The organism is Streptomyces sp. NPDC050509, assembly GCF_044457965.1.
GTDB lineage: Bacteria > Actinomycetota > Actinomycetes > Streptomycetales > Streptomycetaceae > Streptomyces.
The window spans coordinates 335,680-348,691 of sequence record NZ_JBITHL010000007.1; the positions used below are offsets into that span (position 1 = coordinate 335,680).

Annotated in this window: 13 protein-coding genes; 6 read left to right on the forward strand and 7 right to left on the reverse strand. The window is 72.9% G+C overall.

Translation table 11 applies throughout. The features are described from left to right. Window positions 1–73: 73 nt before the first annotated feature. From ACIBJC_RS21910 to ACIBJC_RS21920, 3 genes are all read right to left on the reverse strand, one after another. The gene (locus ACIBJC_RS21910) at window positions 74–1,615 is read right to left on the reverse strand and encodes an APC family permease (RefSeq protein ID WP_399294893.1); all 1,542 of its coding nucleotides are present in this window, start codon (window positions 1,613–1,615) and stop codon (window positions 74–76) included. A 33-nt stretch (window positions 1,616–1,648) separates the two neighbouring features. Next, a complete protein-coding gene (locus tag ACIBJC_RS21915; RefSeq protein ID WP_399294895.1) occupies window positions 1,649–2,731 on the reverse strand; it encodes a hypothetical protein in 1,083 nt (360 codons plus the stop codon). Window positions 2,732–2,906: 175 nt separating this feature from the next. Continuing rightward, window positions 2,907–4,562, reverse strand: coding sequence for an FAD-binding dehydrogenase (locus ACIBJC_RS21920; protein ID WP_399294897.1), 1,656 nt, complete (start codon window positions 4,560–4,562; stop codon window positions 2,907–2,909). Window positions 4,563–4,647: 85 nt separating this feature from the next. Between ACIBJC_RS21920 and ACIBJC_RS21925 the strand changes: the two genes are divergently transcribed. Genes ACIBJC_RS21925 through ACIBJC_RS21935 form a run of 3 tightly spaced genes read left to right on the forward strand, consistent with a single transcriptional unit; the run spans window position 4,648 to window position 5,943 of the window. Next, a complete protein-coding gene (locus ACIBJC_RS21925; protein WP_399294899.1) occupies window positions 4,648–5,220 on the forward strand; it encodes an NUDIX domain-containing protein in 573 nt (190 codons plus the stop codon). A 10-nt stretch (window positions 5,221–5,230) separates the two neighbouring features. Continuing rightward, on the forward strand, window positions 5,231–5,623 hold the full coding sequence (locus ACIBJC_RS21930; RefSeq protein ID WP_384924835.1) for a YidH family protein: 393 nt from the start codon (window positions 5,231–5,233) through the stop codon (window positions 5,621–5,623). Next, entirely contained in the window at window positions 5,620–5,943 is a 324-nt protein-coding gene (locus tag ACIBJC_RS21935) for a DUF202 domain-containing protein (protein WP_399294901.1), read from the forward strand. Before ACIBJC_RS21930 ends, ACIBJC_RS21935 begins: the two co-directional genes overlap by 4 nt. Before the next feature lie 184 nt (window positions 5,944–6,127). On the opposite strand, the gene ACIBJC_RS21940 is transcribed toward ACIBJC_RS21935, so the two are convergent. Both ACIBJC_RS21940 and ACIBJC_RS21945 read right to left on the reverse strand, forming a co-directional pair. After that, window positions 6,128–7,054, reverse strand: coding sequence for an NADP-dependent oxidoreductase (locus ACIBJC_RS21940; RefSeq protein WP_399294903.1), 927 nt, complete (start codon window positions 7,052–7,054; stop codon window positions 6,128–6,130). Window positions 7,055–7,075: 21 nt separating this feature from the next. After that, window positions 7,076–7,774 carry an NADPH-dependent F420 reductase gene (locus ACIBJC_RS21945; RefSeq protein ID WP_399294905.1) on the reverse strand — a complete coding sequence of 233 codons (699 nt, stop codon included), beginning with the start codon at window positions 7,772–7,774 and terminating at the stop codon, window positions 7,076–7,078. Between the two features lie 90 nt (window positions 7,775–7,864). On the opposite strand from ACIBJC_RS21945, the gene ACIBJC_RS21950 reads away from it, so the two are divergent. The 3 genes from ACIBJC_RS21950 to ACIBJC_RS21960 all read left to right on the forward strand — a co-directional run bounded on the left by ACIBJC_RS21950 (window position 7,865) and on the right by ACIBJC_RS21960 (window position 11,218). After that, entirely contained in the window at window positions 7,865–8,776 is a 912-nt protein-coding gene (locus tag ACIBJC_RS21950; RefSeq protein ID WP_399294907.1) for an MBL fold metallo-hydrolase, read from the forward strand. 177 nt (window positions 8,777–8,953) lie between these two features. Beyond that, complete coding sequence (locus ACIBJC_RS21955; protein WP_399294909.1) at window positions 8,954–9,976, forward strand: phosphotransferase family protein; 1,023 nt, start codon at window positions 8,954–8,956, stop codon at window positions 9,974–9,976. A 9-nt stretch (window positions 9,977–9,985) separates the two neighbouring features. Next, window positions 9,986–11,218: an acyl-CoA dehydrogenase family protein gene (locus ACIBJC_RS21960; protein ID WP_399294911.1), complete on the forward strand. Its 1,233-nt coding sequence runs from the start codon at window positions 9,986–9,988 to the stop codon at window positions 11,216–11,218. 8 nt (window positions 11,219–11,226) lie between these two features. Here ACIBJC_RS21960 and ACIBJC_RS21965 read toward each other — a convergent pair whose 3' ends face one another. Next, window positions 11,227–12,129, reverse strand: a complete 903-nt coding sequence (locus tag ACIBJC_RS21965; protein ID WP_399294913.1) for a response regulator transcription factor — start codon at window positions 12,127–12,129, stop codon at window positions 11,227–11,229. A gap of 180 nt (window positions 12,130–12,309) precedes the next feature. After that, window positions 12,310–12,879, reverse strand: coding sequence for a hypothetical protein (locus ACIBJC_RS21970; protein WP_399294915.1), 570 nt, complete (start codon window positions 12,877–12,879; stop codon window positions 12,310–12,312). Between the last annotated feature and the right edge of the window lie 133 nt (window positions 12,880–13,012).

Here is a 13,012-nt window from a genome sequence, read left to right on the forward strand (position 1 = left end):
TTGATCGGTCACCCTCCGAGGAGAACACCCGCGGCCCCGGGAAACCAGGGCCGCGGGCGTCATACGCCGGATCTCACACGGAGGCCGTCTGCGCGGACTCGGCGGCCTTCTCCAACTGGAACGCCTCGTTCCCGAGCCCGATCCTGGCGTGTACCTCCGGCTTGACGGAGCGCAGGACCACTCCGTACACCAGTCCGGCGACCAGTGCGACGCCGATGATCGCGGGCAGGATCCAGCTCAGCGAGGAGCCGGGGCCCGCGTCGATCAGGACGCCGAAGTCCTTGACGGTGTAGAAGGCGATCGCCAGGAGCAGGACGATGGCCAGCCCGGAGGAGACCAGACGCGGGGCGTGGGCGCGCCCGGCGCCGCGCTTGACGAAGAAGGCGATGACGGCGCAGGAGGCGAGGGCCATCAGGGTGATGATGCCGAGCGCGCCGACGCTGCCCATCCAGGTGAACAGGCGCAGCACCGGCGCGGTCGGGTCGCCGGTCGGCTTGTCGTCGGTGAGGGCGAAGGCGGCGATCGCGGCCACGGAGATCAGCGACTGGAGGACGGAGCCGGAGGCGGGCGCTCCGCTGGCCCGGGTGGTACGGCCGAAGGTCGCGGGCAGCAGGCCCTCGCGGCCCATCGCGAAGGCGTAGCGGGCGACGACGTTGTGGAAGCTGAGCAGCGCGGCGAACATGCCCGTCACGAACAGGACGTGCAGGACATCGGTGAAGGTGGCACCGAGCCGGGCCTCGGTGAGTCCGAAGAGCAGTCCGGGGCCCTGTTCCGCCGAGGTCTTCACGATGGAGCCCGGTCCCGCGGCGACGGTCAGGGCCCAGGCGCTGAAGGCCAGGAACAGCGAGGCGTAGCCGACGGCCAGGAACATCACGCGGGAGACGACGACCTGGGGGCGGCTGGTCTCCTCCGCGTACACGGGGGCCTGTTCGCAGCCGACGAAGGCGGCGACGCAGAAGCAGAGGGCGGTGCCGAAGCCGGCGCCCGTGAGCGTGCCGGGGTCGAAGGCCGCGAAGGACAGGCCCTCGGGGCCCGGGGAGGCGAGGGTGGCGACGTCGAAGATGACCACGAGGACGCACTCGACGGCCAGCAGCACCCCGAGGACCTTGGCGTTGAGGTCGATCTTCAGCCAGCCGAGGTACCCGACGACCGCGGCGGCGCCGAGGGCCGGGACCCACCAGGGCACGGAGAGGTCCAGATAGGTGGCGAAGAGCCCGGAGACCTCGAATCCGAGCAGGCCGTAGACGGCGAACTGCATGGCGCTGTACGCGACGAGCGCGAGGAGGGAGGCGCCGGCGCCCGCGGTCGGGCCGAGGCCGCGGGCGATGTACGCGTAGAAGGCACCGGCGTTGTGGACGTGCCGGCTCATCTCCGCGTACCCGAAGGTGAACAGCACCAGGACGATACCGAGGATCACGTAGAGCAGGGGCTGGCCGACGATTCCCATGACACCGAAGACGGTGGGCATGACGCCGGCGACGACCAGCATCGGCGCGCTCGCGGCGAGCACGGAGAGCAGCAGGCCCACCGTGCCGAGCCGGTTGGCGCGCAGTGCGCGCTCCTGCCCTTTGTACGTGTTGATCTCAGCGGTGCTGCTCGGTCTGCCCGTCGACATGACAGGGGTGTCCTCTCGGAGTTCAGGTGGGATTCAGGCGGAGCCGAGCGCGGTGTCGCGCGCGGCGAGGAACGCGGGGTGGGGGTCCTGGTCCGGGTAGGACCAGGGCGCCGGGGTGATGTGGCGGCCGATGCGGTGGAAGAGCGCCGCGGCCTCGGCGAGGCGCCCGTCGTGGAACAGGGCGTGGGCGAGGAAGTTCAGGTCCACGCGGTTGCGCGGATGTTCCTCGCCCTCCCACTCCAGCCACCAGTCGAACGCGCCCTTGAGCACCTGGCGGGCGCGCCGTCCGGTCCAGTGCCCCGAGGCCGCGGGGTCGGCGGGTTCACGCCCGGCGGCGGCGAGCACGCGGTAGCGCTCGGCGTGGGCGACGACGGGGAGGACCGAGAGCGGCGAGTCCGCGGGGGCCTGTTCGGCGGCCCAGGACGCGAAGTCGTAGACCTCGTGGAAGGCTTCGTGGCCGGGTTCGGTGTGGCGTTCCGCGAGCCGGGCCGCCATCAGGTGGTGCGCGTGATGGTGGTCGGGGTGGCGGGTCCTGACCTCGTCGAAGAAGCGGGAGGTCTCTTCCTCGGTGCCGAGGGTACGGGCGAGGAGCAGCAGGCCGAGCCAGGGGGTGGGGTCCGCGGGGGCCCGCCGTACCGCTTCGCGGCAGGCGTCCCTGGCGCGTTGTTCCTTCGCCCGGTCCTTGCTGTCCCGGGCCTTGCCGTCGCGGGCTTTGCTGTCGCGGGCTTTGCTGTCCCGGGCCTTGCCGTCGTCGCTGGCGTTGTTCCGGCCGCCGTCCTTTCCGCCGTCCTTGCCGTGGAGTACGTCGAGGACGTCGGCGCAGGCGAGCAGGGTGGCCGCGTCGGCGCTGTCGGGTTCGGCGAGGAGCCAGTCCCCGGCCCAGGTGGCGGCGCCCGCGGCCTGGGCGAGCACGATGACGCGGTGGCCTCGCCGGTCCCAGTCGTCGCCGGTGGCGGCGAGCAGGGTGCGAGCTTCGGACCAGCGGCCTTGGGCCAACTGATCTCTTACGGCGCCCAGTTCGGCGTCATCGAGGGCCGGATCGAAGAACTGGGCGGAGCGTAAGTTCCGTTGGGCCCGTCTTCGGGAACGGCCCAGGGGTGGCGGAGGCGGGGGCATTCCGCGTAATCCTCCAGGGCACATGTTCGAGCGATGATCGCGCACAGCCAATCGGAGGTAACGCTCCGCGTCAAGAGCGTATTTGTTACACAGCCCCGTCAACTGGCCTACAGGGCAGCCCTGTTGGCGTCGACAAGCCACCTTCGGACGTGGGGATCGGCCGAGAGCGTGGAGGTCAGCCGAGGGCGCGGGCCGCCGCCCGGCCCGCCGTACGCCCCGAGAAGATGCAGCCGCCCAGGAAGGTGCCCTCCAGCGAGCGGTAGCCGTGCACCCCGCCGCCGCCGAACCCGGCCGCCTCGCCCGCCGCGTACACACCGGGCAGCGGATCGCCCCCGGCGGTGAGCACGCGCGAGGACAGGTCGGTCTCCAGGCCGCCGAGCGACTTGCGGGTCAGGATGTTCAGCCGTACGGCGATGAGCGGGCCCGCCTCCGGATCGAGGATGCGGTGCGGGGCCGCCGTACGGATCAGCCGGTCGCCGAGATACTTCCGGGCGCCCCGGACCGCCGTGACCTGGAGGTCCTTGGTGAAGGGGTTGGCGATCTCGCGGTCGCGCGCGGTGATCTCACGGCGCAGCGCGGCCTCGTCGATCAGCGGCTCCTCGGTGAGCGCGTTCATGCCGCGCACGAGGGCGCTCAGGTCCTTCTCGACGACGAAGTCGGCGCCCTTGTCCATGAACGCCCGTACCGGGCCCGGGACATCGGCGCGGGCCCGCCCGAGCACATCGCGGACGGACCTGCCGGTGAGGTCCGGGTTCTGCTCGGAGCCCGAGAGCGCGAACTCCTTGCCGATGATGCGCCGGTCGAGCACGAACCAGGTGTGGTCGTGGCCGGAGCGCATGATGTGCTCCAGTGTGCCGAGCGTGTCGAAGCCGGGGAAGAGCGGCACGGGCAGCCGTTTGCCGCGCGCGTCCAGCCAGAGCGAGGAGGGGCCCGGCAGGATGCGGATGCCGTGCCGGGCCCAGATCGGGTTCCAGTTCTCGATGCCCTCGGTGTAGTGCCACATCCGGTCGCGGTTGATGTGGTGCGCGCCGGCCGCCTCCGCGATGCCGAGCATCAGCCCGTCGACGTGCGCGGGCACCCCGGAAAGCATCTTCCGCGGCGGGGTGCCCAGCCGCTCGGGCCACTGGGCGCGGACCAGGTCGTGGTTGCCGCCGATGCCGCCCGAGGTGACGATCACGGCCTGGGCGCGCAGCGAGAAGGCGCCGGTGACGATACGGCTGCTCGCGGTGCCGCGGGCGGCGTCGCTGGGCTCCAGGGTCTCGCCGGTCACGGTGTCCACGGCGCCGGCCGTCGTGGAGAGCCCGGTGACCCGGTGGCGGAAGCGGAAGGTCACCAGGCCCTTCGCGACGCCCTCGCGCACCCGCCGCTCGAAGGGCTCCACGACGCCGGGTCCGGTGCCCCAGGTGATGTGGAAGCGCGGTACGGAGTTGCCGTGGCCGGTCGCGTCGTACCCGCCGCGCTCCGCCCAGCCCACCACCGGGAAGAACCGCATGCCCTGCCCGTGCAGCCAGGCGCGCTTCTCGCCCGCCGCGAAGTCGACGTACGCCTCGGCCCACTTGCGCGGCCAGTGGTCCTCGGGACGGTCGAACCCGGCCGTGCCGAGCCAGTCCTGGAGGGCGAGGTCGCGGCTGTCCTTGACGCGGAGCCTGCGCTGTTCGGGCGAGTCGACGAAGAACAGCCCGCCGAAGGACCAGTGCGCCTGTCCGCCGATGGACCGCTCGGGCTCCTGGTCGAGGACGATGACGGAGCGGCCCGCGTCCACCAGTTCGGCGGTGGCGACCAGGCCGGCGAGGCCGGCCCCGATCACGATCACATCGGCGTCGTACGCCATGGTTTCCATCCTTCACGGGCCGGGCGGGTGAGTGGTCCGATCTTCCGTACGGGCGAGTAACGAGTCAACTGGTTGGATGGACGCCATGAGTGCCGCAGACGAGATCCTGGACATAGTCGACGAGAACGACCACGTCATCGGGCAGGCGCCGCGCGGTGAGGCGTACGCGAAGGGGCTGACCCACCGCTCCGTCTTCGTGTTCGTACGCGACCTGGAGGGCCGGGTCTTCGTCCACCGCAGGACGCCGGTCAAGCTGGCCTTCCCCTCGATGTACGACATGTTCGTGGGCGGGGTCGTCGGCGCGGGCGAGGGCTACGACGAGGCGGCGCTGCGCGAGGCGGAGGAGGAGCTGGGGGTGTCGGGGCTCGACCGACCCGTACCGCTCTTCTCGTTCCGCTACGTGTCCGCGGAGCCCGGCGGGTTCCGCTCGTGGTCGCGGGTGTACGAGGTGGTCTGCGCGCTGCCGGTGCGCCCCCAGGTGGAGGAGATCGCCTGGCACGCCTTCGTCCCGGAGGAGGAGCTGGAGCGGCGGCTGGCCGCCGGGCCCGGCGGGTGGGAGTGGGTGCCGGACGGCGTCGAGGCGTACGAACGCCTCAAGGCGCTGCGCGCGGGGGGCGCGGCGGACACGGGGCGCGCGGGGCCCGCTCCGCGCGCGTAGGGTGCGGCAGGTGATCGACTTTGCACGGAGCCTCCGGCTGTGGTTCTCGCCCCGGCGGATCGGCGAGGAGGGCACGACCCCGGACTACCGCTTCTCGCTGGCCAACGAGCGGACGTTCCTGGCCTGGATCCGTACGGCGCTCGCGCTGGTCGGCGGCGGGTTCGCGGTGGACCAGTTCCTGCCCGACCTGCGCTGGGGCGTACGGGCCGGGCTCGCGGTGGCGCTGCTCGCGGCGGGGGCGCTGTGCGCGCTGCGCGCGGTCAACCACTGGGTGCGGTGCGAGCGGGCGATGCGGCGCGGCGAGGATCTGCCGGTCTCCGGCTTCCCGACGCTGCTGAGCCTGGCGGTGGGGCTGGTCGCGGTGGCGATGCTGGTGATCGTGGTCCTGGGCCGGGCCGGATGACGGCCCCGGCACCGGTCCCGGAACGCGACCCGGGCCTCCAGCCGGAACGCACCCGGCTGGCGTGGCGCCGTACGACGCTCTCCTGCACGGTGGTCGCGATCCTCGGGGCCCGCCAGGCCATCCACGGCGGCGCCACGGCGGCAGGTCTGACGGGCGCGGCCCTGAGCGCCCTGGTGTGGCTCGGCTTCCTGGGCGTGGCGCACCGGCGGCTGAAGGCGCTGGAGGCGACGAGGCCGCCGCGCCTCTCGGAGCGGGGCGCGCTCACGGCGGCGGCCTGCGCGCTGCTGCTGGCGGCGTTCGCGGTGACGGTGCTGGTCTGACGGCGGCGTCGCCCGGCCGATCGACCCGGCGACGCCCGGCCAATCCCCGGCCGGGTCGGGCCTCTGCCGGGTCGGGTTCCGGCCGGGTCGGGTTCCGGCCGGGTCGGGTTCCGGCCGGGTCGGGTTCCGGCCGGGTCGGGTTCCGGCCGGGTCGGGTTCCGGCCGGGTCGGTTCCTGGTGCGGGTCAGTCCGTGGTGACGATCACCTTGCCGCCCGCTCCACCCGCCTCCGTGAAGCGGAACGCGTCCGCCGCCCGCTCCAGGGGGAACGTCCTCGCCACCCCCACCGACAGCACGCCCTGCTCCGCCAGGCCCGCCAGCTCCGTCAGATCGGCGGCGTCGGCACGGGCGAAGGCGTAGCTGCCGCCCAGTTCGGTGACGCCGGCGTCCGCGATGGAGGCCAGCCGGCCGCCGGGCGCCAGCAGTCCCGGCGTCAGGCGCAGGAGATCGCCGCCGATGATGTCGAACGCCGCGTCCACCCCGTCCGGCGCCAGGGCCCGTACCTGGGCGGCCAGATCGTCCCCGTACGTGACCGCCTCGCCGCCGAGCGCCCGGATGTGGTCCTGGCCGGACGCGCGGGCGGCGCCGATGACCCGGGCACCGAGGTGGCGGGCGAGCTGGACGGCGACCGAGCCGACCGCGCCCGCCGCCGCGTGGACGAGCACGGTCTCGCCGGGCCGTACCCGCAGCACCCGGTGGAGCACCTGGTGGGCGGTGAGTCCGACCAGCGGCAGCCCGGCCGCCTCCGCGAACGCGAGCGAGCTGGGCTTGTGCGCGAGGGTCCTGACCGGGGCGGCCACGTACTGCGCGAAGGTGCCCCGGGAGAGGAAGTCCTCGCGGACGTACCCGATGACCTCGTCCCCGGCGGCGAACTCGGTGACCGACGCACCGGGCCGCACGACCACGCCGGCCACGTCCCACCCGGGGATCACCGGGAAGACGGTGTCGAGGATCCCGTCGAGATAGCCCTCACGGCACTTCCAGTCGACGGGGTTCACGGCCGCGGCCCGTACCTCGACCAGGACGGCGTCGGGGCCGACCTTCGGCTCGGGATGGTCGCCGTACTCCAGGACCTCGGGGCCGCCGTAACGGCGGTAGCTGATGGCCTTCATACTCCGCACCCTCTGCCGCCCTCACGCCTCGCGCAAGCCGGAACGATCTGTTCCCGCCACGGCCGCGAAGGGCGGCAGCATCGGGCGCGGGTCCTGTCCGGTGTGCCAGAGGCCGATCAGGAAGGCCGTCATGGCTTCGAGCTGATCCGCCCGGTCGAGGCCGCCCGCGTCCAGCGGGATGCAGCCGAGATCGCGGACCAGGGTGCGCACGAGCGCGAGCGCGGCCTCGTCGTCACCGCAGAGCGGTACGGCGAGCGGGCCGTCGGCGAAGACCGGCGGGTCGAGCGCCCAGACGGACGCGGCGCTGTGGTTGAACGCCTTGACGACCCGCGCGCCCGTCGCCGCCGCGACGGTGCGGGCGGCGCCCGGACCTTCCCCGGTGGTGAGGAGGAAGCCGGGGCCGACGGCGTTGGTGCAGTCGATCAGCACCCGGCCGCGCAGCGCGCCGGACGCCGCGCCCGCGTCGTCCAGGAGTCCGGCGACCGCCCCGTGGTCCACGGCGAGGAGCGCCGCGTCCCCGAAGAGCAGCGCCTGCGAGGGCGTGCCGGGGCGGGCGCCGGGGCCGATACGGGCGCTGGGCCGCTGGTCGGTGGAGTACGGAGACGCGTTCGTGGCAGCGCAGGGCTGGGACGAGCAGGACGGGCACGAGGGGGACGAGGGGGACGAGGCCGAGCGGCACAGGGGCCGGCGGCACAGAGGCCGGCGGGACGGAAGGGACACCGGCGGCTGACCGCGGTCAGGGGCGCCTTCCTCGCGCGCCGCGTCAACTGGCAGGCTCAGGGGGAGCTTTCGACCCCCACAGGAGTTCCGATGTCTGCCACCGATCCGTACACCGTCCGCCTCGCCCCCGGAGTCCACGCCTATGTCCAGCCCGACGGCGGCTGGTGTCTGAACAACGCCGGGTTCATCAGTGACGGCGGCGCGACGCTCCTCGTCGACACCACGGCCACCGAACGGCGGGCCCGGCTGCTGCGCGAGGCGATCCTGCTGGCGGGGGTGGAGCTGCCCCGCACCATCGTCACCACGCACCACCACGGCGACCACACCTACGGCAACGGCGTGTTCCTGCCGGAGGCCACCGTCGTCGGTCATGACGCGTGCCGGAGCGAGCAGCTCGCGGCGGGCCATCAGCTCCATCTGATCTGGCCGGGGACCGACTTCGGGGAGGTCGGCATCATCCCCCCGAGTGTGACCTACAGCGACCGGCTCACCCTTCATGTGGGCGGGACCGAGGTACGGGTGATCCACCCGGGCGTGGCGCACACGCTCGGGGACTCGATCGTGCATCTGCCGGAGCACGGCGTCGTCTTCACCGGCGACCTGGTCTTCCAGGGCGGCACGCCGTTCGTCCCGATGGGTTCGCTGCGCGGCTCCCTGCGGGCGCTGGACCTGCTGCGCTCGCTGGACGCGACGGTGGTCGTACCGGGCCACGGGCCGCTCACCGATCCATCGGCGTACGACGCGACGGAGCGCTATCTCCGGTACGTCGCCGACGTGGCCGAGGAGAGCCACGCCCAGGGGCTCACCCCGCTGGAGGCCGCGCGGCAGGCCGATCTCGGGGAGTTCGGGAAGCTGCGCGAGAGCGAGCGGCTGGTGGCCAACCTGCACCGCGCCTACGCCGAGCTGGACGGGAAGCCCGAGGGCTCGCCGCTGGATCCGATCACCATCTTCTCGGACATGACGACGATGAACGGCGGTGTGCCGGTGGCCTGTCACGCCTGACGCGCCGCCTTCCGGGGCCGGGCCAGGGGCCCGGGCCGGCCCGGGTGGCCTCCGGGCTGCCCCGGGGGTGACGGGCTGCCCCGGGGGTAACGGGCACTGGACTACATACCGACTGGTCGGCATCATGGGAGCGACCGCCCGCTTGCCTGTCGCCCGCCGTCCACGGAGGTACGCCCGATGAGCCCAGCCCCCACGCCAGGACTCGATCCCGAGCGGCTCCGCGGCCATCTCGACCGCGCGCTCCCCGGCCTGGTGGGCGGCCCTCTCGACGCGCGGCTGATCGAGGGCGGCCGGTCGAACCTGACGTACGCCGTCACGGACGGCACCGGCCGCTGGGTGGTCCGCAGGCCCCCGCTGGGCCATGTGCTGGCCACCGCGCACGACATGAAGCGCGAGTACCGGGTGATCGAGGCGCTGCACCCGACCGCCGTGCCCGTCCCCGAACCGCTGCTGTTCTGCGCGGACGAGTCGGTGCTCGGCGCCCCGTTCTACGTCATGGAACACGTGGCGGGCACGCCGTACCGTACGGCCGAACAGCTCGCCCCGCTCGGTCCCGAGCGCACCCGCGACGCCCTGCTCGCCCTGGTCGACACCCTGGTCGACCTGCACGCCGTCGACCCCGGCGCCGTCGGACTCGGGGACTTCGGCCGGCCCGAGGGCTTCCTCGGCCGACAGCTCCGCCGCTGGGGCAAGCAGCTCGACGCGTCCAGGAACCGCGAGCTGCCCGGCATCGACGAACTCCAGGCGGCCCTCGGCCGGTCACTGCCCGCCTCCCCCGCACCCACGGTGATCCACGGCGACTACCGGCTCGACAACGTCCTGCTCGGCGCGGACGACCGGATCAACGCCGTACTCGACTGGGAGATGTCCACGCTCGGCGACCCGCTCACCGACCTCGGGCTGCTGGTGATGTACAGCGCGCCCCTGGAGGTGACGGGCTCCCCGATCAGTACAACGGCCGGGGCCCCGGGCCATCCCACGCCGGGCGAACTGATCGAGCGGTACGCGGCGGGCTCGGGGCGGGACACGTCCGGCATCCCCTGGTACACGGCGTTCGCCTGGTTCAAGCTCGCCGTGATCCTGGAGGGCATCCACTACCGCCACACCCTCCACCAGACCGTGGGGCCGGGTTTCGACCGGATCGGCGCCCTCGTCCCCGTCTTCATCGAGCACGGTCTCACCACCCTCCAGGAAGGCTGAGTACCCCTGATGGACTTCGCATTCGACGCCCGCACCGAAGAGCTGCGGGCCAGGCTGCTCACCTTCATGGACGAGCACATCTACCCGGCCGAGGCCGTCGCGCGCGAGCAGCGCTCCCTGCTGGCCGACCCGTGGGGCACCCCGGCGATGGTCGAGGAGCTGAAGGCCGAGGCGCGCCGGCAGGGGCTGTGGAACCTTTTCTTCGTGGACCAGCACAGCCTCCCGGACGGCGCGTACGGGGCCGGGCTGACCAATCTGCAGTACGCGCCGCTCGCCGAGATCACCGGCCGCTCCCCCGAACTGGCCCCCACCGCGCTGAACTGCGCGGCCCCCGACACCGGAAACATGGAGTTGCTGGCCCAGTTCGGCTCGGAGGAGCAGCGCAAACGGTGGCTGGAGCCGCTGCTCGCCGGGGAGATCCGGTCGGCGTTCGCGATGACGGAGCCGGAGGTCGCCTCGTCCGACGCGACGAACATCCGCACGGGCATCCGGCGCGACGGCGACGAGTACGTCGTCAACGGCCGCAAGTGGTACATCTCCGGGGCGATGAACCCGGACTGCGCCGTCTTCATCGTGATGGGCAAGACCGACCCGGACGGCACCGACCCGCGCCGCCAGCAGTCGATGATCCTGGTCCCCCGGAACACCCCGGGCGTCGAGGTGCGCCGGGCGATGCGGGTGTACGGCTACGAGGACCACTCGCACGGGGGCCATGCCGAGGCCGTCTTCGAGAACGTACGGGTGCCCGCCTCGCACCTCGTCGGTGAGGAGGGCGGCGGATTCGCCATCGCGCAGGCCAGGCTGGGTCCCGGCCGTATCCACCACTGCATGCGGCTGATCGGCATGGCCGAGCGGGCGATCGAGCTGATGTGCCGCCGGGCCCTGGCCCGCACGGCGTTCGGGAAGCCGATCGCCGACCAGGGTGTGGTCCAGAACTGGATCGCGGACGCCCGGGTGACGGTCGAACAGCTCCGGCTGCTCGTGCTCAAGACGGCCTGGCTGATGGACACCGTCGGCAACCGCGGGGCGCACACCGAGATCCAGGCCATCAAGATCGCGACCCCGCGCGCGGTCGTGGACATCATCGACTCGGCCGTCCAGTTGCACGGCGCGGGCGGCGTCAGCCAGGACTTCCCGCTGGCGGAGCTGTGGGCCTCGGCGCGGACGCTCCGGCTGGCGGACGGCCCCGACGAGGTGCACCAGCGGTCGCTGGCCCGGCAGGAGTTGAAGAAGTACAGGTGAGCCTCCGTTCAGTGGTCGACGGGCTGTGGCAGGGGCAGCAGGCCCAGGGACTGGGCGCGCATGACGGTGGAGAGCCGGTCGCAGGTGCCCAGCCTGCGGTAGATGCCCTCGATGTGCTTGTGGGCGGTGCGCGGTGAGATGTGGAGCCGGTGGGCGATCGCCGTGGCGGGCAGGGCTTTGGCGAGCAGGGTCAGCACGGCGTGCTGACGTGGCGTGAGCCCCGCCTCCATCGCCCGCTCGGTCGGCGCGGACACGGCACCGGGGCCCGTGACGGCGCCCGTAGCGGTGCCGCTGCCGCCGCCGACAGCGGCCGGGACACGGGCCGGGGCCAGAGCCGGAGCCGGCTCCGAGGCCGGGTGCGGAGCCGCCCGCCAGCGTGCCAGCGCGCGGTAGTGGCAGTCGATGCCGACGAGGAGGGGCTGCACGCGGCACGCGTACGCGCGTTCCTCCGCGGTGAAGTCGTCGCACTCGTGGTGGAGGACGAAGCCGCGGACGACTCCGGCGGGGGCCGGCAGCGGGATGGCGAGCATATGGGCGCCGAGCGTCCCCCGGGCCAGCCGGTGGCTCCTGCTGCGCAGCCAGGACCGCTCGCCCATGATCTCGCTCGCCGTACGGGGAGTGCGGTCGGGGGTGGACGCGTAGTGCGCCACCAGCGGGTTGCCGGCGCGGAGCTGGCGGTCCATCAGGGAGTCGAGCAGGCCCGGGGAGACCGGGAGCACCGTCCGCCACGCCTCCACCCGGCCCGTCCGCTCCGCGTAGCGGGCCTGGGCGAGGGACGCCGCCGGGGAGTGCAGCCCCCGGGTCAGCTCCGCCAGGACCAGGGGCCAGGGCGGCTCCGGATCGGCGCGCTCCAGCACGGCGACGGCCAGGCTCAGCATCTGCGCGTACTCATGCCACAGGGCAGTGCCCATCGATGTACCCCCGTGCCCGCACGACCAGCGCCTGACCAACCTTGACCGTACGTACCCTTTCCCTCGCTCTCCGCACCCACACACCCGCACACCCACACACCCGCGTCCGCGCGGGGCCGTCCGGGGTCGTCCGGCGACGCGGCCCCGGACGGCCCCGGTCCGCCCCTCAGCCGGCGGCGGTCAGCAGGGCACCACGTAGTAGACCGGGGTCCAGCTCGCGGTGCCGGTACCCGGCGCCACATGACTCCAGCGCTCCGAGCGGTCGGAGTTCAGGAACCGGGCCCTGGTGCCCCTGGTCTGGTTGTTGTTGAAGGTCCCGTCGCCGGTCCACGACAGGCTGTAGGTGCCGCACCGGTAGTAGTCGAGCGTGTCACCGCCCCGGTACAGACAGAGGTGCCCGGAGCCGCAGGCGGCGGGCAGCCGGTTGCTCACCGGCGGCAGGGCGAGGTCGCGGGCGGACCGCTGACCGGGAGCCGCGACCGTGACATCACCGCCCGGCATGGTGATCCTGTTGGCGGAGACCTGCCTGCTCCCCGCCAGCCTGCCCAGATAGCCGTCGACCCGGTTCTGGAGAGAGGCGGCCTGATCGTGGGTCAGGCCCGCCCGGTCGGTCTGGGCCGCATAGGTCTGACGGTCCTGGTCCGGAGCGGTCCGCGCCCCCGCCGGGGCCGTCATCACACTCATGGCGAGCGCCCCCGCGGCGACCGCCCCGACCGTGGCCTTCAGCATGAACGCACGGATCTTGTTCATCGATCCCCCTGGATCTTCCTGTTGATCTTCCCGCCCGGAACCCTGACGTTCCGTAGCGCCAACAGCACTCATCGTGACGAACGCGTTCGGCGGGCCGCAATGCGTACAAGTACGTATGGCGCGGAAGTGGCCG